Raw genomic sequence first — 24,021 nt, 5'->3', positions numbered from 1 at the left:
TCGTTGTTCAGTTTTCAAAGATCAAACTTGTTTCATTGCTGTGTGTTGTTCACCTCAGCAACTTTTATATCTTATCACATCCGAACCAACTTTGCAAGCTCTTTTTTTAAGTTTCTTTCGAAGCTTATTTCATTCGCTTGCCGCACCGTGTTTCTCGTGTTTTCTTGGCCGGAATTAGAATATACCATGTACAGTTTTGTAATGCAAGCTTTATTTTCAATAAATTATATTTTGTCGTTTGCTTAGCTATTCACCTAAAGCCAGGCTTATTTATGGTCCCATCAATCGTCATTAAACACTCTCTTTCCAGAACATGCAGATCACCTTTTCCCCACGACAATCCACATGTTCCTTCCCCTATCCAATGATATGTTACTTCATTTTCTCCACAGGCATCTTCCGCGGCCATAAGCTATAACTAAAGCTCATTATAAAATCGATCCCCAGTATGATTCCCCATACTCTTATTAGATTAGAAAATGCCGCAGTACGCTCCGAATCCCCAATCCACCAGATCATCGCGAGCAAGAACAGACTACCTATGCCCCAAGCCAATAGATGTCTAAGCCATCCCACTCTCTCACGACTAGCATGCTCACTACCGTACACCTTTCTGCTCCGAGGATTATCTCCACCCTTGAACCAATACAGGAAGTAGCGATCAGCCCAAGCGATCATCTGATGACCGTAGGCAATACTCACACCTATATATATAGCTGCTATGCCATGAACCATACTTGCTGTAGCACCCCTTTGAAGATCCATCACCGTCGCTACCATAAGAAGAACATCCACAATGGGTGTTGCCATTAACAGCGCGATCCCTATCCGTTTCATCCCCAACAGATAACGCACACTCAGACCTGCAGCGACAAATACCCAGAAGGCAATCTCACATCCAATAATAAAATAGGCAATCAATTAATCCACTCCTTATTATAATACAAACGTATTAAATACAATTTAACACGTTTGTATTATAATAATCAACAATGATATAATCCTTTTATGCCTAAAATAGTTGATCACGAGAAACAACGTCTGCTCGTAGCCGAAGCGGCTTGGCGTGTCATCCGAAGAGATGGCATGGAACAGGCTTCCGTTCGAAATATCGCGGTAGAAGCTGGAATATCTGCCGGGTCTATGCGCCATTATTTTTCAACCCAATCGGAACTACTCCTATATGCAATGAATCTGGTATCCGAACGGGTATCGAATCGAATCAGACAGATGTCCTTTGATGCTTCCCCTTTGGAGAATATGAAACTTCTGTTGTTAGAACTTTTGCCAAGCACGGATGAAAAAATGGCCGAAATGGAGGTGTGGTACGCTTTTACAGCCAAGTCCAAGACTGATCCTGTTCTCAAAGAGCATGCAGACAAAGTCTATGATGAGCTCAGACATGCAATGGCTACGGTTATCACCTACCTCATGGAGCTCAATCTCTCCCGAACAGACCTCGATAAGGAGATGGAAATTGAACGGCTATACGCACTGGTCGACGGTTTGGGAATTCATGCGATTCTTCGTCCTGACCAGATGAACACCAAGATTATGGAGGATATCCTTACCATGCATCTTGCAACGTTATGCCGGGATGCAGAATAACATTCGGTCACAAAATTAAAAGACAACCCTATCCTTCGTACCAGAGGAAACAAGTGAGTGCTTCTATGAAACAAAAAAACCGTCAGGCATTAGTTGTGACTAACCTATTCCATAACAGGGTTAGTCCTAGATGCGTGACGGTTTTTCTTTTTATCCAATAATAATCCGGCCCTCCGGATGGCGATACAACTTCTTCTCTTTGCGCGGACGAAGCGCATATGCAATGGTGAGTGGTCCAATACGTCCGATAAACATCGTGAAGGCGATAATCACTTTTCCCCATACCGTTAATTCATGCGTTACTCCCACCGACAGACCCACGGTCCCAATCGCCGAGGCCGCTTCAAACATCAGTGAAAGGAACGGTGCATCCTCTGTCGTAAGTAGCAGCATTACTACAACCATGAATATGATCAAGGAAACCATAATAATCGTCAATGCTCTCATCAGCAATTCTTTCGGAACACGCTGACGGAAAAATACAATATCTTTATTGCCACGAATCATGGCATATACCGCTCCAATCATGATCAGGAACGTTGTCGTCTTGATCCCACCCCCGGTTGACCCCGGAGATGCCCCAATAAACATCAACAGTATGAAGAAGAACTGGGTAGCCTGCCTCATCTGGGTGATATCAATGGTGCTCGTACCCGACGAACGTGTAGAGACCGATTGGAAGAACGAAGCGTAAATCTTTTCGCTCCAACTGAGAGACGCCAGTGTGTGCCCATTGGTGAACTCAAATACAAACAGTACAATTGCACCGATACCAATCAGTGCACCTGATACGGACAACACCAGTTTGGATTGCAACGATAAGCGACGACGCTTGCGGAACTCAAACAAATCATTCAGCACCACAAAGCCGAGTCCACCCGATACAACCAGCACCGAAGCTGTCAGGTTAAACAACCAGTCCCCTGTATAATACTGAAAACTGTTGCCGAACAGATCGAAACCACCATTATTAAATAATGAAACCGAGTGAAACGCACCATAGTATACCGCCTGCCAAAAAGGCATTTCCGTTGCCCACCGTAGTGCCAATATAACAGCAGCCACCCCTTCAATGGTAAACGAAAAAATTAGCACCTTGCGAATAATGCGTACAATGCCTTCCATACTGTCAGCGTTGATAGCCTCTTTCAGCAGCAGCCTGTCCTTAAGCGAGATTCTCTTACCCAATACTAGTGCAAACAACGTTGCGATGGTCATGAAGCCAAGTCCACCTAGCTGCATAAGCACCATAATCACGATTTGACCAAACAGGTTGAAGGTCGTCCCTACATCTACAACAACCAGCCCGGTCACACATGCAGCAGAGGTAGACGTAAACAGCGCGTCAATGAACGCCAAATGCTCACCGCTTTGATTCGAGATAGGTAGCATGAGCAGAATCGTCCCGATCGTGATAATAAGCATAAAACCACCAACCAGAATCAGTGGGGGTGATAGGAATTTAGCAATGTGAAGCCTAAACTTCATGAAGGGCACCTCTTTTAATATAATACATACAGGTAGGCGAAGAAGATCTGTCATATTCATGGCAACCACGTTGTTTCGACGAATCTGTCACTTCGATGCCTATGTAAACCTAAAGAGGAACTTGCCACCAGCATCATACTGAACGGCAGGTTCCTCTTCTATTATGAACGAGTTAAACGTTCCTTATTTAATCCTGTGTACGAGGACGCATGTGTGGGAAGAGCAGTACGTCACGAATGGACGGCGAGTTGGTCAACAACATGATCAGACGGTCAATACCGATCCCCAGTCCACCTGTTGGTGGCATACCATACTCGAGCGCACGGATGAAATCATCATCCATTTCGTGTGCTTCATCGTTCCCGTGTTCTTTCTCCAGCAATTGTGCCTCAAAGCGCTGACGTTGGTCAATTGGATCATTCAGCTCCGTAAATGCATTGGCATGCTCACGTCCAACGATAAACAGCTCGAAGCGGTCCGTGAAACGTGGATCTACATCGCTCTTTTTCGCCAGCGGAGAAATCTCTACTGGATGTCCCATGATAAAGGTTGGTTGAATCAACGTCTCTTCTACGAATTGTTCGAAGAATGCATTCAGAATATGACCAAATGTCATATGCTTTTCAACCGGAACCTTATGTTCTTTCGCCAAACGATGAGCTTCCTCGTCCGTCATGTGAACGGAGAAGTCCACGCCCACAACTTCCTTAACCGCGTCTACCATCGTTATACGGCGCCATTGTGGTGTAAGATCCACTTGATAGTCTGCATATTGGATAACTTGTGTACCAAGCACTTCCTGTGCGATGTGAGCAACCAGATTCTCAGTCAAACGCATGATATCCTGATAATCGGCATATGCCTCATAGAGTTCAATCATCGTGAATTCAGGGTTATGACGTGTCGACATGCCTTCGTTACGGTATACACGGCCGATCTCATATACCTTCTCCAGACCGCCTACAATCAGACGTTTCAGGTGAAGCTCGATCGCAATCCGCATATACAATTCCATATCAAGCGCATTATGATGCGTGATGAATGGACGCGCAGCGGCACCACCAGCGATGGTGTGTAGCGTAGGCGTTTCGACTTCCAGATAGCCCAGAGAATCCAGGTAACGGCGCATCGATTGAATGATTTTGGAACGAGTAATGAATGTCTGTTGCACTTCGCGATTCATGATCAGATCAACATAGCGCTGACGGTAACGGAGCTCGACATCCGCGAGTCCATGATATTTATCCGGAAGTGGGTAAAGGGACTTGGACAATACTTCAAGATTTTGAACCTTAACCGAAGTTTCACCGGTCTTCGTCTTGAAGATTACGCCAGAGACACCTACAATATCCCCCAGATCGAGCAGGCTGAACGCGGCGTATTTGTCTTCCGGCACAGTATCCTGACGAACATAGATCTGGATTCTGCCGCTCAGGTCCTGAATATGTGCAAAGCTCGCTTTACCCATTCCCCGCTTCGCCATAATCCGTCCGGCAATACTGACTTCGATGTGCTTCTCTTCCAGCTCTTCCTTCGTCAGTCCTTCATACTTCTTCAGAATGGAGCCGGCTTCTTCCGTGCGTACGTATTTTTGGCCAAAAGGGTCGATCCCCAATTTGCGGAGCTCGTCCAATTTGTCGCGGCGAATTTGTAAAAGCTCACTTAGTTCGGTTTCCTGATTCAAGACTTCATCCGTCATGATCTATATTCATCTCCTTATTTACATTGCAGGCATCTTCAGAGGTATTCTGCCTCAAATGTTGAAAAAAGCTTCCCTAAGGAAGCTTTTGTCTCCGTACCCGACTGCTTCATTGCTTATATTACTTTTTGATGTCTACAATTTTATATTGAATTACGCCAGCAGGCACACTTACATCAACAACCGTACCTTTTTTCTTGCCCAGAATGGCTTTGCCAACAGGGCTTTCATTCGATATTTTGTTTTGCAGCGGATTGGACTCCGCAGTACCTACAATTGTATATTCCGTGATATCACCGAATTCCAGATCTTCTACAGTAACTGTTGCACCCACGCTTACAGCTTCGGTATCAATCTCGTCGCTGTTAATAATCCGAGCGTTCCGGAGCAATTTCTCCAACGTAATCACGCGGCCTTCAATGAAAGCCTGTTCGTTCTTCGCGTCTTCGTATTCGGAGTTTTCACTAATATCTCCATACCCGATGGCTACCTTAATCCGCTCAGCCACTTCGCGGCGCTTCACCGATTTCAGCATTTCCAGTTCTTCTTCAAGCTTCTTAAGTCCCTCTGGTGTAAGGATAACTTCCTTATCGCTCATCTCAACCGATTCTCCTGTCATGGGAATAATTTGATTGCACGGCAACGGAACCAGTGCTGTTTACAGAGCTCCGCCCGCATACATCTTCAAAACTATATGAAGTTCTCCGGAGAAACAGAACGTTCCTCCTGATGCACTAGCCTTATGACGCACATGGCGAATTTATACTGTGAAATTATAGGGTAACGGTCTCGAAAAGTCAATGTTACGCCCTCTATAGCTGTAAACGTTTTACAGCAGCAGATCAGGATGCATTTTCGGCTACTGCCGGTTCTGACTCCAGATTGCCTTCGATATGCAGCTGACCTACAAAGTTCTCCAGAATGTGCACCATCTCATCACGTTTGGTTTCTTCCATAATAACGTCCTTGATGCGGGCAGATCCTTTGAGACCTTTCAGATACCAAGCCAGGTGTTTACGCATCTCGCGAACAGCAACAGCCTCACCCTTCAGTGCAATCAGACGGTCCATATGCAAAATGGCAACCCGAATCTTCTCTTCCCCATTCGGGTCAGGAAGCAGTTCGCCGGAACTCAAGTACTGAATGGTACGATACAACATCCATGGGTTACCCAGGGCGGCACGACCGATCATCACTCCGTCACATCCCGTTTCATCCAACATGCGACGGGCATCTTCCGGTGAAGATACATCTCCGTTCCCGATCACCGGGATGGAGACAGCCTCTTTTACATTTTTGATGTGTGACCAGTCCGCAGTACCTGTGTAGAGCTGCTCACGTGTACGGCCGTGCACACTTACCGCTTGTCCACCAGCGCGTTCAACCGCAAGTGCATTCTCAACCACATAGATATGCTCGTTATCCCAGCCGATCCGCATCTTGACTGTCACGGGCTTATCGACCGCGTCTACTACAGCGGATACCATCTCATAAATTTTGTTCGGATCAAGCAGCCAGCGTGCACCTGCATCACAGCTTGTCACTTTGGGCACAGGGCATCCCATGTTGATGTCGATGATGTCAGCATTGGTTTCTTTGTCCACAATTTTGGCTGCTTCTACGAGGGCTTGACGATCTCCCCCCCATATTTGCAGGCTCAGCGGTTTCTCACGTTCATCTACAAACAACATCTCACGTGTACGCTTGTTGCCATGCACGATGGCTTTGCCACTCACCATCTCCGCACATACGAGGCCTGTTCCAAATTCTTTTGCGATCAGACGAAAAGCCGGATTACATACGCCAGCCATCGGCGCAAGTACGACCTGGTTTTTCATTTCGATGTCACCAATTTTAAGCATGGTAGTCGGCCCACTCCTTTTTAACTCCGAGACTCTTGTATGAATCCTGGTTGTGTTTAATTCTTTAATATTTCTTTCTTTATAAAATTAACGAATAATGACGATATTTTTTTGTTAGTATCAGGCGGTCTTAGTTCCCCTGTAACTCTTCAATGCTGATCGACAGTACCCCGGCAATTAGATTCAGCTCCCGTTCAGCTACTTTACGATTGCCTCGTTCAATCATACCCAGAACGGCCAGCGATATGCCCGTCTCAGCAGCCAGTTCCTGTTGTGTTAAACCTTTCAGCTTCCGGAAAGCCCGGATTCGATTGGCCAATTGCACGTTTTCCAAAGCTGTATTCCATCCTTTCCATCCAGTACAGACAACGATGATTGTACAAAGGCATACAAACCTGAATGCTCATCTTCGGTTACGATGTCAGTCAGTGGCACCAATACAAACGCCCGTTCACCCATCCGTGGATGCGGCAGTTGCAGCCGTTCGGTATCACTTGTCTCTCCATCCATCCAAAGCAGATCCAAATCGACTGTACGAGGACCCCAACGGATATCACGAACCCGTCCAAGCCGTGTTTCAATATCCAGCAGTTCCGTGAGCAGCTGCTCCGGCAGAAGTGTAGTCTGTACTGCAGTTGCCATATTCAGAAACGCTGGCTGGTCCACATAACCAACCGGCTCCGTCTCATACAGCGCAGAACAGCGCAGGACGGATATATGAGGATGTGCATCCAGCAACGTTAACGCCTCTAGCAGCGTCTGTTCCCGGTCACCCAAATTAGCCCCTAAAGCAATATAAGCCTCTGAAGATTCAGAGGTCGAATGTGCAATCATGATCGGTTCTCACTTTCTTGTGCGGCGAAGCTCTACAGTTACGCCCCCAAAATGAATATCAAAAGGCGGATGCGGCTTCGTCACTTTGACTGTCAATGCATTGATAATAGTATAAGTGTCCAGTAAAGAAGATGCAATATGTTCGCCCAAAGCTTCAATTAACTGGAATGATTTATTTTCAACGATCTGTTTGACCAGCTCATGGATCTCCGCATAATTGATGGTTTTGGTCAAATCATCGTTACGCCCAGCCTCGCCCAGATCCATACCAATCTCCAGATCAATATAATAACGCGCCCCCAGCTTCCGTTCCTCGGCAAACACGCCGTGATATCCGTAATATTCCATTCGATGCATGACCATTCTATCCATAAGTTTCGCCTGCCCTCTATATATATTGAAATCAAGGTTCAATGTGCGTTCCTATTGCAAAACGCTACGCTTCTACTGTAACGGGTCACCGGACCCGTCAGGATCATTTCCTCCGCAAGCCTGGAGATACATACAGCATGGCATCACACATGTCCACAGTGCGCCGAATCGGCTTCACATCATGAACCCGGACCATCTGGCATCCTTGGGCTATGCCAAAAGCAACCGTAGCGGCTGTACCCTCCAGCGCATCATCCGCCCGCACCTGTAAGGTGTTCTGAATAAACCTTTTACGCGAGGTGGCAAGCAGAACGGGATACCCCATCTCATTGAGCAACCCGAGCGATGACATGAGCACAAGGTTTTCGTTCAGATCCTTCACAAAGCCAATACCCGGGTCCAGAATAATCTGATCGGGATGAACTCCGGCCTCAAGCGCAATCTGTATACTCTCCTGAAGATCACTGACTACATCAACCAAATAGTTGGTATAGTCTCGTTCTTGCCGATTATGCATCAGGATCAGGGGACATCCCAGTTCTGCCGCAGTACGTGCCATCTCCGGGTCAGCCTTCGCACCCCACACATCATTGATGATGTGCGCTCCAGCCTCAATGGCCTGGCGAGCGACATCCGCTTTATAAGTGTCCACCGATATCGGAATATGTGGAGCCTGCTGCCGTAGTGCTTCAATGACCGGAATGATCCGGCTGAGCTCTTCATCAGCGCCAACGATATCTGAACCGGGACGTGTGGATTCCCCGCCAATATCAATGAGATCTGCGCCGTCTTCCATCATCTGAATGGCGTGAGCCACCGCTCGCTCCACACTGGTATAACGTCCCCCATCCGAGAAGGAGTCCGGCGTGACATTCAGAATGCCCATAATAAGTGTACGTGTGCCCAGTTTTAGCTCTGCTGGTCCCCACGCATAATTCCGTTCATAAATGACTGGCGTAAGTGTCATGAAGTATACCCCGCTTTCTGCCGGTACATACCCAGAAGCGCATCTGTAACCGGGCCTATATGTCCGCTGCTGATTACTGTTTCCGTTCCAACCTGATCTCGCAATGTGGTAACCGGGACGAGTTCAGCAACAGAGCCTGTCAAAAAGATTTCATCTGCCTGCAGCAGTCCCTCCCAAGGAAATAAACCTTCCTGGCAAGGCAGTCCTTGCTGAGCTGCAAGCTCCAATACAACAGCCCTGGTGATTCCCGGCAAAATGCCAGTCTCAAGTGCTGGCGTGTAGAGTACGCCCTTTCTCACCCAGAACACATTGCTGACAATCCCCTCAGCTACATGCCCATCTCGGGTTAATTGCAACCCTTCCGCACCTTGCACATATTGCCCATATCCGTTCAGTTCCCGTTTCGCCAGGATGCTGTTCATGTAATGCAGCGATTTGAACCGCACTTCTCCTTCAGGCGTGTTACGGGGCGTCAACAGACGTTGAAGCATTTTTCCATTTTCGTATAGCGATGGAGAGGGTTCAGGTAGTGCTTTCGCCAATACGATATGATTGGGTTTCACATAATCTCCTGAAGGTAGACCGAGGGGAGCCTCGCCCGCAGATACCGTATAGCGTACATAGGCATCCTGAAGTTCATTAGCGAGCAGCAGGTTTTTGAGCCAGTCCGTTACCTCCGCTGCTGTTGCTGTGAAAGGAATGCCCAGTTCACGACACCCTGAAGCCATCCGCTGCAAATGACGTTCCAGCAGAAAAGGAACTCCCTGATAGGTCCGAAACGTCTCGAACAATCCGAGTCCGTACAAAAAGCCGTGATCCGTCACCGGAACCACGGCTGCCGCCATATTGACCAATTCTCCGTTTATCGCGGCATATTTCATCTCTATACCTTTACCTGCTGAGACAGGAAGTTACGCAGCATTTGATGACCGTGATCCGTAATGATGGATTCGGGATGGAACTGAACACCTTCAATCGCATATTCCTTGTGACGCAAGCCCATAATTTCGCCTTCCGCTGTCTCGGCCGTAATCTCCAGACAATCTGGCAGACTGCTGCGCTCCACGATCAAAGAGTGATACCGCGTTGCCGTAAAGGGAGATGGCAATCCGGTAAATACGGACGTTCCGTTATGATGCATCTCCGATGTTTTGCCATGCATCATCCGGTCCGCGCGAATAACGTTCCCTCCGAAAGCCTGTCCGATCGCCTGATGTCCCAGACATACGCCGAAGATCGGAATACTGCCCTTGAAGTGATCAATGACCGCCAGACTAATACCGGCCTCATTTGGAGTACAAGGCCCCGGTGAGATCAAAATATGATCAGGTGCCAATGCCTCGATGCCTACCAAATCAATTTCATCGTTACGGCGAACTTCCACCGTCTCCCCCAGTTCACCCAGATATTGAACCAGGTTGTATGTGAAGGAATCATAATTGTCGATAACCAGTATCATGTTTTTGTTCCTCCTGTTCTTCCGTCCACACAAGAACGGCTGCTTAATTAGTTTAATTTAACGGCTTCAGCTTCCTCGCTGTAATTCACAGCTCTCATCATGGCTCTTGCCTTGTTACGGCACTCCTTGTATTCCCGATATGGGTCGGAGTCGATAACGATGCCTGCTCCTGCCTGTACATACCCCACTCCATCTTTAATGGAAAGTGTACGGATGACGATGTTCAATTCCATATTGCCACTGTAGTCCATCCACCCAATCGAACCTGTATACGGTCCACGACGCACAGGCTCCAGTTCTTCAATGATTTCCATGGTACGAACTTTGGGTGCACCTGTAATCGTTCCACCTGGAAACGTCGCTGCAATCACATCAAATACCGATAGTCCGTCTGCCAGCGTTCCCTCGACTTGAGACACCAGATGCATGACATGCGAATACTTCTCGATCGTCATCAGTTCAGGCACATGCACTGATCCATAAGCTGCAATCCGCCCGATATCATTCCGTTCCAGATCGACCAGCATAATATGCTCTGCCCGTTCCTTCTCACTGTTCAGCAGCTCAGCAGCCATCATCTCATCTTCGGCTTCATCTCGTCCTCTTCTCCGTGTTCCTGCGATCGGACGAGCGCTAACCTTGCCATGATCCACTTTGACGAGCAACTCAGGTGATCCGCTCACCAATTGGAAATCAGGACTACGCAGCATCCCCATGTAAGGAGAGGGATTCACGAGACGAAGCCATTCATAGATATGTTCTGCACTGGACTTCAGACGTTTTTCCTGCCGCAGGGACAGGTTCACTTGAAACACATCCCCTTGACGGATATATTCTTGCACTGTGCGTACTGCCTGCTCAAAGTCCTCTTGAGGAAAGGAGGTGTGCCATCCTTCCGTTTCCTGATCCGAATCGGTTGATTGCGCAGTGAGATGAATGTGGCTATGACGATGCTCCAATGCCTGTTGCTGCTCCTCCGCCTGGGCAAACCCTAGAATATGCAGCCATCGTTGCTGCATGGCTGCTGCTCGCTCTTCTGCTTCTGCATACAGCCTACGGAGCTGAGCTTCATCCTGATCTGGCTGTACAGCCAGATGAACCATACAGAACAGCGCCTGCTGGTCATGGTCATACGCCCATATTTCTTCAAACCGCATCCACCAATAATCCGGGAGAGCCGGGTTGTCTTCAGCCAAGGTTGGCAGCTTTTCCAAAGATCTCGCTACGTCATAGCTTAGATAACCTGCACATCCACCGCCAAAGTCTGGAGCCCCGCTCACCTTTGGTGCGCTGTACGGCGCAGCCCATCTTTTTAATACTTCCAGCGGTTTACCACAGTCTGTCCGGGTACCGCCTTGAATGAGATCTTGAATAACAGCTTCATTGCCCTTGCCGGAAATAACGGATACCGGATTTAATCCCAGAAAGGTATATCTTCCGCCTTTACCATTCTCCAATACTATTGCATAGGGTGACGCCTGCTGCCAGGCTGCCTCCCACGTTAACGGTAAACCGCCATGATACGGTCCTTTATCCGACTTGATCATATACGGCATCATGGTCCAACCTTTTCCGGCCCACTCTGTCCAGTCGGCGTATGTTGTCATCAGGTGTGTCATTGCGGTTTGCCGCCCTCCATCTGTCGCTTGTTCTATTGTCTGATAGTATACTAAAGCGCCGCTGCTTTTAAAAGCATTCAGCAAAAAATCCTCCACACCCGGTATGCGGGCAAGGAGGATTTGTTTCATCACTTGTTAAACTTAAGCTTCGAAGTTGTAAAGTGGCGTACTGAGGTAACGTTCGCCGTTACTTGGCACGATAACGACAACACGTTTGCCTGCACCCAACTGTTTGGCCACTTGCAGACCTGCGCGGATAGCTGCACCGGAAGAAATACCGGACAGAATACCTTCTTCCTTCGCTACTTGACGAGCCGTCTCAAACGCATCGTCATTTTCGATGTGAATGATCTCGTCATAGATTTCCTGATCCAGAATCTCAGGAATAAAGTTAGCACCGATCCCCTGAATTTTGTGAGGGCCCGGTTTGCCACCTGCCAAGATTGGGGAAGCTGCTGGTTCAACGGCAACAACTTTAATCCCAGGGAAGGATTCCTTCAACACTTCACCTGTACCTGTAATCGTTCCGCCTGTACCGATTCCTGCAACGAAAGCATCCAACGTACCGCCTACAGATTGAATAGCTTCAACAATCTCAGGACCAGTCGTTTCACGGTGGATCTTCACGTTGGCTTTATTTTTAAATTGCTCAGCCATGAAATAAGATGGATTTTCCTTAAGCAATTCCTCAGCTTTTTTAACTGCACCATTCATACCTTCGGCTCCCGGTGTAAGCACAAGCTCAGCTCCGTAGGCGCGAAGCAGGTTACGACGTTCCATGCTCATCGTTTCCGGCATAACAATAACAGACTTGTAGCCTTTGGCGGCAGCCACCATAGCCAGTCCAATTCCTGTGTTACCACTTGTTGCTTCGATGATGGTATCACCCGGTTTCAGCTTGCCTTCTTTTTCCGCTTCTTCCACGATGCTAATCGCGATACGGTCTTTGACGCTTGAACCTGGATTCTGGTATTCCAGTTTCACGAACACTTCAGCACTGCCTTCAGGTACAATACGGTTCAGACGAACAAGCGGAGTACCTCCGATGAGTTCTGTTACGTTATTAACTACTTTAGCCATATGAATGCCCTCCTTAGTGGGATGAATACTACTTAAGTCCTGTTGCCATATACATGTGTGGCCGAGCAGCCTCTAGATGTTATAAAAGAGAACCACGGAAATCCTTCTGAGTCTATTCCATCTGCAATAAACCGGACAGAACCTGGGTTTTCCGAAGATTTCTTTGTTCATATAAATGGTTTTATTCCGAGTAAATGAGTAGGTTTTTGATTATTTTTATCTTATCAACGTTACACCCTATTGTCAATATGAGGACTCAAAAAAATACTCCGCCCTGGGCCCTAAGGCCGTAGACAGAGTATTTTTATCAAGATGCAGCAGAACATTCGTTTGCAGGATAATCAGGATGCCGGAATTTCAGCGATGATGACAGCTTCATACTTGTTGCGTAACCTCTCCTCCACCTGAGGCAAGGGATCAGCCAGGCTTAGAGCAAGCTGCATCCGAATTTCTTCGCGAACCTCTTCTGCTGGTTGTACCTGACGCTCTTGTTTGTCATTCATTTTAATGATGGCGTAACCTTCTTCGACCTTTACCGGCCCTGCAATATCGCCAACGTCCAGTTGAGCTGCAAGTTTGAGAATTGCTTCGGACTGAAACGGATCGTTCTGCTCGATCCATCCCAGACGACCACCCGCATCACGGGAGTAACTGTCTGTCGATTCATTCCGTGCGGTTTCTTCAAAGTCTGCTCCCTTGTCGAGCGCATCCAGGACTGATTCAGCCTGTTCCTCTTCCTTCAATACAATGATAGACAGATCATATTTCTCTGGGGAAACATAGTCTTCACGGTGTTCGTTCCAGTAATGCTCAATATCTGCATCCTTAATCTGAATACCGCCCGTCGCGATTTTCTCAAGCAGAAGTCGGTATCCCGCCTCCAACTCAAGGTCCTGCCTGGATAAACCCAGTTGAGACTGCATTTCGTCAAAATAAGCCTTCTCCGAATCATATCCATCCATGGCTGCGGCAAGTTCCTTCGCAATTTCCTTGGGAGTCACCGTCAGATTACGATCGAGCGCTTCCGCATATACGGCTTTGCGATTGAGCATCTGGAGCAGCAATTCACTGCCATAGCGCCGTTTCAATGCTTCGGTCCATTCCTTGTTGGTTATGACCTCCCCATTGATCGTTGCTACCGCACTTCCCTCTTCCTGATTGGTATCCTGAGGTGGATCTGCTCCTTCTCGTCCATTTCTTAAGCCTTGCACAACCAAAACCGAACCCATCACCAGCATTCCAAGCGTCAAGACAATTACAGCCGTCCATAACCCTTTTTCCTGTCTTGTCATTCCGCGTCCCGTCCCCGCATAAAATCAGTTCTTGGCTTGCTCTAGGATGGTCTCAAGTTGTTCCTTGTTAAAATCGTAAGCCTCATTGCAAAATTGGCAAACCACTTCGGCCTGGCCTTCTTCCTCAATCAATTGTTCCAATTCCGATTGACCCAGACTGATCAATGTTTTCTCTACCCGCTCACGTGAACACTCACAGTGGAAATGGATATCCATTTCGTCCATGACCTGTACATCAGGCAGTACGCGTCGAAGCAGTGCTTCCAGTTCAAGCCCCTCTGCCAGCAGTGACGTCACTGGCGGCATTGTGCCAATGGCATTTTCAATCACAGTAATTTCATCATCCGTCAAACCCGGAAGCAACTGTACAATGAATCCACCGGCTACAATAACCGAATTGTCGGTGTCCACCAGTACACCTACGCCTACAGCAGAAGGCGTCTGCTCCGATTTGGCAAAATAGTACGTAAAGTCTTCGCCAAGTTCTCCCGAAATAATCGGCACACTGCCGCGATAAGGCTCTTTCAGCCCCAGATCCTTGGTTACGTTCACGAATCCCTCTGTTCCGACTGCGCCAGCAACGTCCAGTTTGCCCATACTATTGCTCGGCAGATGTACATGCGGATTGCTTACATAACCACGAACTTCACCCTTCGCATTAGCATCGGCAACAATCTGTCCAATGGGACCATCGCCTTTGACTTGAATAGTCAGCTTCTCTTCTCCCTTAAGCATAGCACCCATAATGGATGCTGCTGTAACCGTACGCCCCATAGCTGCTGTAGCCGTGGGAAACGTATCATGTCTTCTGCGCAGTTCCTCAACCAGTTCCGTCGTTTGAACAGCAAAGGCCCTAACCCGTCCGTTCATTGCTGTACCGCGAATTAACCGGTCTTGTTTGTTGTTGTTTTCCAAGTCATTCAGCCTCCTTTGGCGTAATCGCCAGTTATAGAAAAAACGGCATAACATATAAGACTGTAATCTCAGCCCGCTGTTTGCCGTCTCTGTTCTTACCTTTCCCGGTTCCGCTCATAAACGATACGCAGCCCTTCAAGCGTAAGCAGCGGATCCACTTCATCGATGCTGCGTGTTTCTTCTGCAATCAGCTTGGCAAGGCCTCCGGTTGCAATAACTCTAGGCTTGGCTCCCATTTCCTCACGAATACGCTCCACAATACCGTCCACCTGTCCTGCATAACCATAAATAATGCCGGCCTGCATCGCATGAATGGTGTTGCGACCAATGACTTTCTTGGGCTTCTCCAATTCAATACGAGGTAGCTTGGACGCTCGTTCATAGAGTGCTTCGGTTGCAATATGGATGCCGGGTACGATAGCCCCGCCCAGATAATTTCCTTTCTCGTCAATACAGTCAAATGTGGTCGCTGTACCGAAATCGACCACAACGAGAGGGCCGCCATACTTCTCAACGGCTGCTACTGCATTAACAATGCGATCCGCGCCAACTTCACGAGGATTCTCATACCGCAGGTTCAGGCCGGTTCGGATACCAGGCCCAACGAGTAACGGTTTTTTGCCTACGTATTTCTCACACATGGCTTCAATCACATTTACCAGCGGTGGAACCACGGATGAGATGATCACACCTTCAATGTCGCGTGTTGAAATACCCGACATATGAAATAAATTATAAATCAATACGCCGTATTCATCCACTGTCGACTGCCGGGATGTACTCAGGCGAAAATGGTGGAGCAACTCCCGGCCTTGATACACGCCGAGTACGATATTACTGTTGCCCACGTCTACCACAAGAATCAAAGAGGTTCACCCCTCTTTCTTTTCGTTTAAATCTAGGCTGATATCCAGGCTCTCAAAAGAATAGGTTAACCTGCCAACTGAAATTACATCCACTCCGCTCTCTGCAATACCACGAATGGTATTTAGCGAGACGTTGCCCGATGCCTCAACCTTCACATGCGGAGCCTGCTCACGAATAAGAACGACGGCCTCACGCATCCGATCTGGTTGCATGTTATCCAGCATAATGATATCTGCCCCAGCCTGCAAGGCTTCTCTGACCTGTTCTAGGTTTTCGGTCTCAACTTCAATGGTCATGGTATGCGGAATGACGGCCCGCGCACGCTGTACCGCTTCAGTGATCCCCCCTGCGCCCTTGATGTGGTTATCCTTAATCATAACGGCATCATAGAGGCCAAACCGGTGATTTGCTCCGCCACCAACCCGCACTGCATATTTTTCAAGCAAGCGGTGTCCCGGTGTCGTTTTACGAGTATCGACCAGTCGTGTAGGGAGGCCTTCCAACGCATCGACATAGGTACGTGTGCGGGTAGCGATACCAGACATACGCTGAAGCAGGTTAAGAGCCAAACGCTCTCCTGTCAGCAAGCTATGTGTGCTCCCTTCTACCTCAGCCAGAATCGTACCGTGCGTAACTGCATCACCGTCTTTTACCATCGGTGTGAACACAAGGCCAGGATCCACTACCTGAAACACGAGTTCTGCGACCGTAATCCCTGCAATGATTCCATTGTCTTTGGCATGTATAACGGCCTTGGACTGACTGCCAGCAGGAATTGTCACACTTGTTGTGACATCGCCTGCGCCAACATCCTCACGAAGCCAGTTTTTGATTGATTCGATGAGTCCTTCATTATATCCGTTCAGTATCATGACATCAATTCCTCCACAATCGCTTGTTCTCGCTGCTGCAGACTATGCTTCTGCCATACGGCATCGTCACGCTGCGGGAAATCCTCACGGTAGTGGGCTCCCCGACTTTCCTCGCGGTGTAATGCTCCAGTGGTAACCAACCAGGCACAGGTCAAAAGGTTGGCATATTCCATCTCTTCTTTGTGAGTAAACTTCTGATCAAAAAATTGCAGTTCTTGTTGCAGCTTCTCTATTGCTCCTTGCAGGTTAGCCCCATTCCGGCGCAGCCCCACTTGACGTACCATCATTTTTTGCAGACGCAAGCGTCTTTCGGACACCGGCTTCTGCTCTTCTTTTATGCTCCTGCGAATGCTTGTTGATGTGGGAATTCTTGTCTGTAGCGGAGCTAGTGGAGGAAGGGCTTGAATACGATCCACGATTCTCCGGCCAAATACGATTGCTTCAGAGAGAGAGTTGCTTGCCAGACGATTGGCACCATGCACTCCGGTAGAAGATACCTCACCGCAGGCAAATAATCTGCCAATGCTGCTCTCCCCGCTAAGATCCGTCTTCACTCCGCCCATCATGTAATGTGCAGCAGGAGCGACCGGAATCCAGTCTGTAGTCATATCCAGTCCGTATCGCATACAGGTCTCATAGATGGTAGGAAACCGATGTTTAATCATCTCCGACGGTTCATGAGTGATATCCAAATATACAAAGGTACTGTTTGTCGATTCCATCTCACTGACAATGGCCCGCGCAACGATATCACGTGGTGCCAGTTCAAGCTGTGCATGATACCGTTCCATGAAGCGCTCGCCTTTCACATTGCGCAAATAAGCTCCTTCGCCACGTACAGCCTCGGACACCAGGAAACGTGGTGCTCCTGGATAACAAAGTGAGGTCGGGTGGAATTGAATAAACTCCATGTCCCGGACAACTGCTCCGGCACGATAGGCCATCGCCACGCCGTCTGCTGTAGCCACTTCCGGATTAGTCGTATATCGATACAACTGTCCAGCCCCGCCAGAGCATAGTACGGTTGCCTCTGCTTTCACAAATACTTGCGAACCATCAGCCTTCTGAACCAGCGCACCTACACATTCTCCCTGCTCTGTAATTAGGTCAATGACAAAATGCTCATCCCACACTTCAATCCCCGGATGTTCATTCGCCTGTGCAGCCAGTGCACGCACAATCTCATATCCCGTTGCATCCCCATTGGCATGCAAAATACGGCGGTGGCTGTGCGCACCTTCCTGCGTCAACGCCAACTCGCCGTTCTCCAGATCAAACAAAGTACCCAAGCGAATCAGTTCTTTCACTCCGTCAGGGCCCTCGTTCACCAATGCTTCGACTGCTTCGGAGCGGCATAATCCCGCTCCTGCAACAAGTGTATCCTGCAAATGGTAGGCAGGTGAATCATCTTCAGCAATAACCGCAGCGATTCCCCCCTGCGCATACCGGGTGTTACTTTCCAGTAACGACTTCTTCGTGATCATCAACACACTGCGTTGTTCACTCGCCTTGATCGCAGTAAACAAACCAGCAATGCCTGAACCAATAACCAGCACATCCGTCTCCACCATCGGCAGCGCGGACAGATCAAAATCCACTAAATATTGCGGTATCATGTTATTTCACCTGTCTTGGAGCAAGAGTAGCGCATGCTACTTCACCAGTAACATGCGCTCTAGTGATTCTCTGGCTTTGTCAGCAACAGCCGGTGGCACGTAAATCTGCGGCTTCATCGTTTCCAGACATTTAACCAGCTTTTTCAAGTTGTTGACCTTCATATTCGGACATACAAGGAACTTCGTAGCAAAGTGGAATTGTTTATCCGGACTATCGAGACGCAATTGGTATCCAGTACCGTCCTCAGTCCCTACGATAAATTCTTTAGCGGACGAATTCTTACAGTATTCCAGAATGGCGGTTGTGCTACCTACGAAATCACCCATTTCTACGACCTCAGGACGACATTCCGGGTGAACAACAAACTCTGCATTTGGATGCTTCGCTCTCATCTCAACCACGTCTTTGACCGTCAGCATATCATGGGTATTGCAGTAACCTTCCCAGATAATCATTTTCTTGTCTGTATGTTGTTGCACATAATGTCCCAGATTTTTATCCGGTACCCAGATGATTTCATCGGAATCAACAGATTGAATGACTCTGACAGCATTGGCCGATGTACAACAGATGTCGGTCTCTGCCTTGATCTCAGCTGAGGAATTGATGTACGTTACAACTTTGGCCTTCGGGTGCTGTGCTTTCAACTTACGTAAGCCTTCAACGTTCACCATGTCTGCCATTGGGCAGCCTGCACGTTCGTCAGGGATGATAACCGTTTTGTTAGGGGCAAGAATTTTAGCGCTTTCACCCATAAAATGAACCCCGCAGAAAACGATAACATCCGCATCGGTTTGTGCCGCCTTCTGAGCCAGCAAAAACGAATCTCCCCGGAAATCAGCGACCTCTTGTACCTCGTCACGTTGATAATAATGGGCAAGAATAATAGCATTACGTTCCTTCTTCAACTCCATCAGCCGCTCGCGCAGCTCCCGGTTCATCTCAGCCTTGCGCTCTAAAGCCAGAGCTTCCACCTGTGATCCTCTCCTTATCGGGACAGCCTCATACGCTGTTTTATATGGCAAATCCAAGTCGTTATTTTCGCTTGAGAAACGAATCACAAGCGGTTTAACACCTAATGTACACAACGTTCACGACTCTGTCAATAAATGAAAACGCCCCAGAACAAGGGCATAACCGCCCATTTCCTACGTAGTTCGCCCTAAAGCTCCCGGTTATCATTATCTATACAATTTGAAGGAATACATAAAAAAAGAGAGCCCGAGGGCTCTCCTTTTCATCTGCCACTATAGACAGATTGTGTTATAAATTAAGACGTTGGCTTCGTTCCACCATCATCTGGGTCATTGCTGTTTCCTTTGTCCAGGTTCGGAGCTTCGTTAGGAATATCTCCGGCTGGTGGCTCAGGCGTTTCATCTTTGCCTTGGATACGGACGCGTACATCACCGATGTTGTCGATGATTGCCTCTCCGCCTTCGCTAGGCGTACCTTCGCCATCGTTGCTGTTTTCATCTTTTGGAGTCAGAGAACCGGTCTCGATCAATTGCTTGATCTGATCCATTTCCAAAGTCTCCACTTCCAACAACGTTTGAGCGATCAGATGCACTTCTTTGGAATGCTTAACGAGCAAGTCTTTACACTTCTCATAGCATTCGTTAATAAAGCGTTGCATTTCCTGATCAATCTCGTATGCAATGGAATCCGAGTAATTCTGTTCGTGACCGATATCACGACCCAGGAATACCTGTCCCTGTGAACTACCAAACTGCATAGGTCCCAGCTTCTCACTCATACCGTACTCCATAACCATGCTACGGACGATACCCGTTGCTTGTTGGAAGTCACTATATGCGCCCGTACCGATTTCACCGATAAACAGTTCTTCGGATACACGGCCTCCAAGGAGTCCTGTAATTTTGTCCAGCAATTCTTGCTTGGTAACAAGCATACGATCTTCTTTTGGTAACATGATTACATATCCACCCGCACGTCCGCGCGGAATAATGGTAACTTTATGTACCATATCGGCATGTTCCAGGAAGTAACCTACAATGGTATGACCTGCTTCGTGATAAGCGACAATACGTTTTTCACGGTCACTGATAACACGGCTTTTCTTCTCCGTACCAACGATGACACGGTCAATCGCCTCGTCAACTTCTTTCATAGAAATATCTCTGCGATTACGACGTGCCGCAAGCAATGCCGCTTCATTCAAGAGATTTTCCAAATCTGCACCGGAGAATCCGGTAGTACGCTTCGCAATAATGTCCAGCTTCACATCTTTGGTGAGTGGTTTGTTGCGTGAGTGTACTTTCAGAACTGCTTCACGACCTCTCACGTCAGGGCGGTCAACCGTAATTTGACGGTCAAAACGTCCTGGACGCAGCAAGGCAGGGTCCAAAATATCAGCACGGTTCGTTGCAGCAACAATGATAATACCTTCATTGGCTCCGAATCCGTCCATTTCAACGAGCAACTGGTTGAGTGTTTGTTCACGTTCATCGTGACCACCACCAAGGCCAGCACCACGCTGACGTCCTACAGCATCGATCTCATCGATAAAGATGATACATGGGGCGTTTTTCTTCGCATTTTCAAACAAGTCACGTACACGAGATGCACCGACACCGACAAACATTTCAACGAAGTCAGAACCGGAAATACTGAAGAATGGTACACCCGCTTCACCAGCAACAGCACGAGCGAGCAAGGTTTTACCTGTACCCGGAGGACCTACAAGCAATACGCCTTTCGGAATTCTTGCACCTACTGCTGCGAATTTACGAGGGTCCTTGAGGAAGTCCACGACTTCAACAAGCTCCTGCTTCTCTTCGTCAGCACCCGCAACATCTTCAAATGTAACCCGTTTTTTCTCTTCGTTATAGAGACGAGCACGGCTTTTACCAAAGTTCATTACTTTACCGCCGCCGCCTTGTGCCTGATTAAACAGGAAGAAGAACAGCAGGAACATAATGATCAAAGGAATGAAGGAAGTCAGCAACGTCAACCAGATGCTGTCACCTTTCATAGGTTCCTGATGATATTGGAATTTGTTCGTTTCGCTTGCAGTTACAAGCTCACTAATTGCCTCATCCGTAGGAGGAATATACGTTGAGAAATTTTCTGATTTGGCTCCGTCAGGCGTCTCCCTGTATTGACCGGTCACGAGGTACGTCTGACCGTTGAATTGAACCGTCAATTCAGAGACGTTGTTGGCCTTGATCGCAGCGCGCAACTGATCATATCTAGGATTATCGGTGGCTTCGCCGCCATTGCTGACGAACTGGACTATCCCCACCACAACTAAAAAAAGAATCAAATAAAAAGCAGAATTCCGGATGAACCGATTCATCCCCTACCTCCTCTCGAGACACTGTAATTATTTTAACATAGCCCAACGTAGCTTCTCAACAGAAGCCACCAACAGATATGGGCTTGGAACTAGCTTAAGCATTAGTTGCTGTAAACTTCCGGTTTCAGAATCCCGATGTAAGGGAGGTTCCGGTACTTCTCGGCATAATCCAGGCCATAGCCAACGATGAATGCGTCTGGAATGTCAAATCCGGTGTAATGAGCTTCAAGTTCGACTTTGCGACCTGAAGGCTTGTCAAATAGCGTAACTACGCGGACCGATTCAGCACCGCGGTTCTGCAAGAGTTCGATCAGATAACTGAGCGTGAGTCCACTATCAATAATGTCCTCTACAATCAGAACCTCGCGTCCCTCAACGGATTCATCCAGATCCTTAATGATTTTGACAACGCCAGATGATTTGGTGGAAGCACCATAACTCGATACTGCCATGAAATCCATCTCAACAGGTACCGTAATGTTCTTAACCAAATCAGCCATAAATATAAACGCACCCTTGAGCACACAAATGACCAAAGGATTGCGATTTGCATATTCGGCACTTATTGTTGCGCCTAATTCCTTGATTTTACTCTGAATCTCTTCTTCACTGATCAATACTTCCTGAATGTCGTTCTGCAACTGTGCGAACCTCCTAAGTTATACATATGAAAGCCTTACCTGAACCATAACCACTACCCCTGAATCGCTGAATCGCCTACAGTCATGTACAGGATTGCGGAAGTATCCTCCCTGACAGGAGCTACACTAGACCGGCGAACACCCGGTAACCAGATGATATTGCCTGCTCCATCACATACCACGGGAACCCGTGAACGGACAGAAGGGGGAATTTTCTCATCGATGAAAATATTTTTCACCTTTTTGCTTCCGTTTAATCCCATCACTTTCATGGTATCTCCAGGTAACCGTGAACGCACAACCAGCGGCATAAGCAGTTGATCCGCATCAAATGCGGCATGGTCCGCCGATTCCGGTACATGATAATCCTCGGGACTCATCGGAACGATCCGAACATTCCGGTCGATTTCCGCGAGAGAAAGCTCATAAGTTCCGCTCCATTGAGCAAGACGATATTCGTAAGATTGATCCTGTACGTCAGTCCGTATGCCGAAAGAGATCAGATCATACTCCCGGGTGCAGGCGAGTGTCTGTCCTATATCCAGGCTCCAGGTCGTCGCGTCAGGTTGAATAACCTTGCGGCGAATGGTCTCAATACGGGTAAAGTCGACAAAATCACTGTCCAAAGGCAGATAATTCAATATTAGTTTAATCAACCTTCGTTGTAAAGCGACATGTAACTTCAAAAAGGAAGGCACCTCAAAGGTTTGCCTTCCGCCGTTCGCCTGCACTAGACACCTGTATGCGTCATATGCACCTTGTTCCATGAAATCGTCTTCATCACCTACAATTTCGGCAAGTCGATTCAAAGACGGCGTTAACTGTCCATTATATTGCCCCAAAAAAGGAAGCACATCCAAGCGAATGGCATTACGCCGATATTTACGCAGGGAATTGCTTTCATCATTAAAATACAGAAAACCCTGGGTATTACAAGCTTCTACAAGGTCTGTCTTGTTTATACGAAGGCATGGACGAATAAGTTCCACATTTTTTTCTCGCCTTTTAAACTTCATTCCTGCGAGTCCGGAAAGACCACTCCCACGCAGCAAATGGAGCATAACCGTCTCTGCTTGATCGTCGGCATGATGGGCCAGTGCAATGCTCGCCGCATTGTGTTTGGCAGCCACTTCATGCAAAAACTCATATCGTTTGTTGCGTGCAGCTTCCTGAGAGCCTTGACCGGTAAGCTTCATATAAGAAGGTACATCGGCCTTCACCCATTCGAATGCAATGCCCAGTTGATGAGCAAGTGCCCTCATCATCTCGGCTTCATGATCAGATTCAATCCGAAAGCCATGATGTACATGGGCGCAAATCAATTCCAGCGGAACATGCCTAGTACTGATCTCATGCATGATATGCAAAAAAGCCACCGAGTCCGGTCCGCCCGATACTGCGACGACAATCCGATCCCCGGGAACCCATAACTGATGCTCTTCCGCTGCATCCAGCACGTTATTCACCAGCTTGTTCCAGCGTAAAGCCTCCATACCTGTTCCTCATTCCTTAC

General features: G+C 47.9%; 23 protein-coding genes. 1 reads left to right on the top strand and 22 read right to left on the bottom strand.

Annotated elements, in window-relative coordinates:
* Window positions 1-372 precede the first annotated feature (372 nt).
* Window positions 373-921 (bottom strand): hypothetical protein, encoded by a 549-nt coding sequence (locus tag DC345_RS26430; protein ID WP_113055742.1) that lies wholly within the window; start codon window positions 919-921, stop codon window positions 373-375.
* 87 nt (window positions 922-1,008) lie between these two features.
* Here DC345_RS26430 and DC345_RS26425 point away from each other — a divergent pair, with 87 nt between their 5' ends.
* Window positions 1,009-1,608, top strand: a complete 600-nt coding sequence (locus DC345_RS26425) for a TetR/AcrR family transcriptional regulator (RefSeq protein ID WP_113055741.1) — start codon at window positions 1,009-1,011, stop codon at window positions 1,606-1,608.
* A 150-nt stretch (window positions 1,609-1,758) separates the two neighbouring features.
* Here DC345_RS26425 and DC345_RS26420 read toward each other — a convergent pair whose 3' ends face one another.
* The 21 genes from DC345_RS26420 to tilS all read right to left on the bottom strand — a co-directional run bounded on the left by DC345_RS26420 (window position 1,759) and on the right by tilS (window position 24,001).
* A complete protein-coding gene (locus DC345_RS26420; protein WP_113055740.1) occupies window positions 1,759-3,096 on the bottom strand; it encodes a TrkH family potassium uptake protein in 1,338 nt (445 codons plus the stop codon).
* Window positions 3,097-3,283: 187 nt separating this feature from the next.
* On the bottom strand, window positions 3,284-4,795 hold the full coding sequence (lysS, locus tag DC345_RS26415; protein ID WP_113055739.1) for a lysine--tRNA ligase: 1,512 nt from the start codon (window positions 4,793-4,795) through the stop codon (window positions 3,284-3,286).
* A gap of 121 nt (window positions 4,796-4,916) precedes the next feature.
* Window positions 4,917-5,393, bottom strand: a complete 477-nt coding sequence (greA, locus tag DC345_RS26410; protein ID WP_076292137.1) for a transcription elongation factor GreA — start codon at window positions 5,391-5,393, stop codon at window positions 4,917-4,919.
* Between the two features lie 244 nt (window positions 5,394-5,637).
* Complete coding sequence (gene dusB, locus DC345_RS26405; RefSeq protein WP_076292136.1) at window positions 5,638-6,657, bottom strand: tRNA dihydrouridine synthase DusB; 1,020 nt, start codon at window positions 6,655-6,657, stop codon at window positions 5,638-5,640.
* A 130-nt stretch (window positions 6,658-6,787) separates the two neighbouring features.
* Window positions 6,788-6,991: a helix-turn-helix domain-containing protein gene (locus tag DC345_RS26400; protein WP_113055738.1), complete on the bottom strand. Its 204-nt coding sequence runs from the start codon at window positions 6,989-6,991 to the stop codon at window positions 6,788-6,790.
* Window positions 6,943-7,491, bottom strand: coding sequence for a 2-amino-4-hydroxy-6-hydroxymethyldihydropteridine diphosphokinase (folK, locus tag DC345_RS26395; protein WP_113055737.1), 549 nt, complete (start codon window positions 7,489-7,491; stop codon window positions 6,943-6,945). The genes DC345_RS26400 and folK overlap by 49 nt, the downstream gene beginning before the upstream one ends.
* Before the next feature lie 9 nt (window positions 7,492-7,500).
* Window positions 7,501-7,863, bottom strand: coding sequence for a dihydroneopterin aldolase (folB, locus tag DC345_RS26390; RefSeq protein ID WP_113055736.1), 363 nt, complete (start codon window positions 7,861-7,863; stop codon window positions 7,501-7,503).
* 103 nt (window positions 7,864-7,966) lie between these two features.
* Window positions 7,967-8,830: a dihydropteroate synthase gene (gene folP / locus DC345_RS26385; protein ID WP_113055735.1), complete on the bottom strand. Its 864-nt coding sequence runs from the start codon at window positions 8,828-8,830 to the stop codon at window positions 7,967-7,969.
* Window positions 8,827-9,711, bottom strand: a complete 885-nt coding sequence (locus DC345_RS26380; protein ID WP_113055734.1) for an aminotransferase class IV — start codon at window positions 9,709-9,711, stop codon at window positions 8,827-8,829. Before DC345_RS26380 ends, folP begins: the two co-directional genes overlap by 4 nt.
* Window positions 9,712-9,713: 2 nt before the next feature.
* A complete protein-coding gene (gene pabA, locus DC345_RS26375; RefSeq protein WP_113055733.1) occupies window positions 9,714-10,289 on the bottom strand; it encodes an aminodeoxychorismate/anthranilate synthase component II in 576 nt (191 codons plus the stop codon).
* 47 nt (window positions 10,290-10,336) lie between these two features.
* Window positions 10,337-11,908, bottom strand: coding sequence for an anthranilate synthase component I family protein (locus DC345_RS26370; RefSeq protein WP_113055745.1), 1,572 nt, complete (start codon window positions 11,906-11,908; stop codon window positions 10,337-10,339).
* Between the two features lie 141 nt (window positions 11,909-12,049).
* Window positions 12,050-12,988 carry a cysteine synthase A gene (gene cysK / locus DC345_RS26365; protein WP_113055732.1) on the bottom strand — a complete coding sequence of 313 codons (939 nt, stop codon included), beginning with the start codon at window positions 12,986-12,988 and terminating at the stop codon, window positions 12,050-12,052.
* A 341-nt stretch (window positions 12,989-13,329) separates the two neighbouring features.
* A complete protein-coding gene (locus tag DC345_RS26360) occupies window positions 13,330-14,280 on the bottom strand; it encodes a peptidyl-prolyl cis-trans isomerase (RefSeq protein ID WP_113055731.1) in 951 nt (316 codons plus the stop codon).
* Between the two features lie 24 nt (window positions 14,281-14,304).
* Window positions 14,305-15,195, bottom strand: a complete 891-nt coding sequence (gene hslO / locus DC345_RS26355) for an Hsp33 family molecular chaperone HslO (RefSeq protein WP_113055730.1) — start codon at window positions 15,193-15,195, stop codon at window positions 14,305-14,307.
* 95 nt (window positions 15,196-15,290) lie between these two features.
* A complete protein-coding gene (locus tag DC345_RS26350; protein WP_024633734.1) occupies window positions 15,291-16,061 on the bottom strand; it encodes a type III pantothenate kinase in 771 nt (256 codons plus the stop codon).
* A gap of 6 nt (window positions 16,062-16,067) precedes the next feature.
* A complete protein-coding gene (nadC, locus tag DC345_RS26345) occupies window positions 16,068-16,934 on the bottom strand; it encodes a carboxylating nicotinate-nucleotide diphosphorylase (RefSeq protein WP_113055729.1) in 867 nt (288 codons plus the stop codon).
* The gene (gene nadB, locus DC345_RS26340) at window positions 16,931-18,550 is read right to left on the bottom strand and encodes an L-aspartate oxidase (protein ID WP_113055728.1); all 1,620 of its coding nucleotides are present in this window, start codon (window positions 18,548-18,550) and stop codon (window positions 16,931-16,933) included. The genes nadC and nadB overlap by 4 nt, the downstream gene beginning before the upstream one ends.
* A 36-nt stretch (window positions 18,551-18,586) precedes the next feature.
* On the bottom strand, window positions 18,587-19,525 hold the full coding sequence (nadA, locus tag DC345_RS26335; RefSeq protein ID WP_113055727.1) for a quinolinate synthase NadA: 939 nt from the start codon (window positions 19,523-19,525) through the stop codon (window positions 18,587-18,589).
* 296 nt (window positions 19,526-19,821) lie between these two features.
* On the bottom strand, window positions 19,822-21,867 hold the full coding sequence (gene ftsH, locus DC345_RS26330) for an ATP-dependent zinc metalloprotease FtsH (protein WP_113055726.1): 2,046 nt from the start codon (window positions 21,865-21,867) through the stop codon (window positions 19,822-19,824).
* Window positions 21,868-21,968: 101 nt separating this feature from the next.
* Window positions 21,969-22,508: a hypoxanthine phosphoribosyltransferase gene (gene hpt / locus DC345_RS26325; RefSeq protein WP_024633729.1), complete on the bottom strand. Its 540-nt coding sequence runs from the start codon at window positions 22,506-22,508 to the stop codon at window positions 21,969-21,971.
* A gap of 53 nt (window positions 22,509-22,561) precedes the next feature.
* A complete protein-coding gene (gene tilS / locus DC345_RS26320) occupies window positions 22,562-24,001 on the bottom strand; it encodes a tRNA lysidine(34) synthetase TilS (protein ID WP_113055725.1) in 1,440 nt (479 codons plus the stop codon).
* Window positions 24,002-24,021 lie beyond the last annotated feature (20 nt).

The sequence above is a fragment of the Paenibacillus taichungensis genome (assembly GCF_003287275.1).
Taxonomy (GTDB): domain Bacteria; phylum Bacillota; class Bacilli; order Paenibacillales; family Paenibacillaceae; genus Paenibacillus; species Paenibacillus taichungensis_A.
Note: the sequence above shows the minus strand (reverse complement) of the source record. Positions and strands in the feature narration are given on the sequence as shown.

Excerpts from the sequence above, each read along its gene's own strand:
- folP (WP_113055735.1), bottom strand. The coding sequence starts at position 8,830 with ATGACACTTACGCCAGTCATTTATGAACGGAATTATGCGTGGGGACCA.
- ftsH (WP_113055726.1), bottom strand. The coding sequence starts at position 21,867 with ATGAATCGGTTCATCCGGAATTCTGCTTTTTATTTGATTCTTTTTTTA.
- folB (WP_113055736.1), bottom strand. The coding sequence starts at position 7,863 with ATGGATAGAATGGTCATGCATCGAATGGAATATTACGGATATCACGGC.
- DC345_RS26420 (WP_113055740.1), bottom strand. The coding sequence starts at position 3,096 with ATGAAGTTTAGGCTTCACATTGCTAAATTCCTATCACCCCCACTGATT.
- DC345_RS26370 (WP_113055745.1), bottom strand. The coding sequence starts at position 11,908 with ATGACACACCTGATGACAACATACGCCGACTGGACAGAGTGGGCCGGA.
- DC345_RS26360 (WP_113055731.1), bottom strand. The coding sequence starts at position 14,280 with ATGACAAGACAGGAAAAAGGGTTATGGACGGCTGTAATTGTCTTGACG.
- dusB (WP_076292136.1), bottom strand. The coding sequence starts at position 6,657 with ATGCTTAAAATTGGTGACATCGAAATGAAAAACCAGGTCGTACTTGCG.
- DC345_RS26380 (WP_113055734.1), bottom strand. The coding sequence starts at position 9,711 with ATGAAATATGCCGCGATAAACGGAGAATTGGTCAATATGGCGGCAGCC.
- DC345_RS26425 (WP_113055741.1), top strand. The coding sequence starts at position 1,009 with ATGCCTAAAATAGTTGATCACGAGAAACAACGTCTGCTCGTAGCCGAA.
- folK (WP_113055737.1), bottom strand. The coding sequence starts at position 7,491 with ATGATTGCACATTCGACCTCTGAATCTTCAGAGGCTTATATTGCTTTA.
- lysS (WP_113055739.1), bottom strand. The coding sequence starts at position 4,795 with ATGACGGATGAAGTCTTGAATCAGGAAACCGAACTAAGTGAGCTTTTA.
- tilS (WP_113055725.1), bottom strand. The coding sequence starts at position 24,001 with ATGGAGGCTTTACGCTGGAACAAGCTGGTGAATAACGTGCTGGATGCA.
- nadB (WP_113055728.1), bottom strand. The coding sequence starts at position 18,550 with ATGATACCGCAATATTTAGTGGATTTTGATCTGTCCGCGCTGCCGATG.
- pabA (WP_113055733.1), bottom strand. The coding sequence starts at position 10,289 with ATGATACTGGTTATCGACAATTATGATTCCTTCACATACAACCTGGTT.
- greA (WP_076292137.1), bottom strand. The coding sequence starts at position 5,393 with ATGAGCGATAAGGAAGTTATCCTTACACCAGAGGGACTTAAGAAGCTT.
- nadC (WP_113055729.1), bottom strand. The coding sequence starts at position 16,934 with ATGATACTGAACGGATATAATGAAGGACTCATCGAATCAATCAAAAAC.
- cysK (WP_113055732.1), bottom strand. The coding sequence starts at position 12,988 with ATGGCTAAAGTAGTTAATAACGTAACAGAACTCATCGGAGGTACTCCG.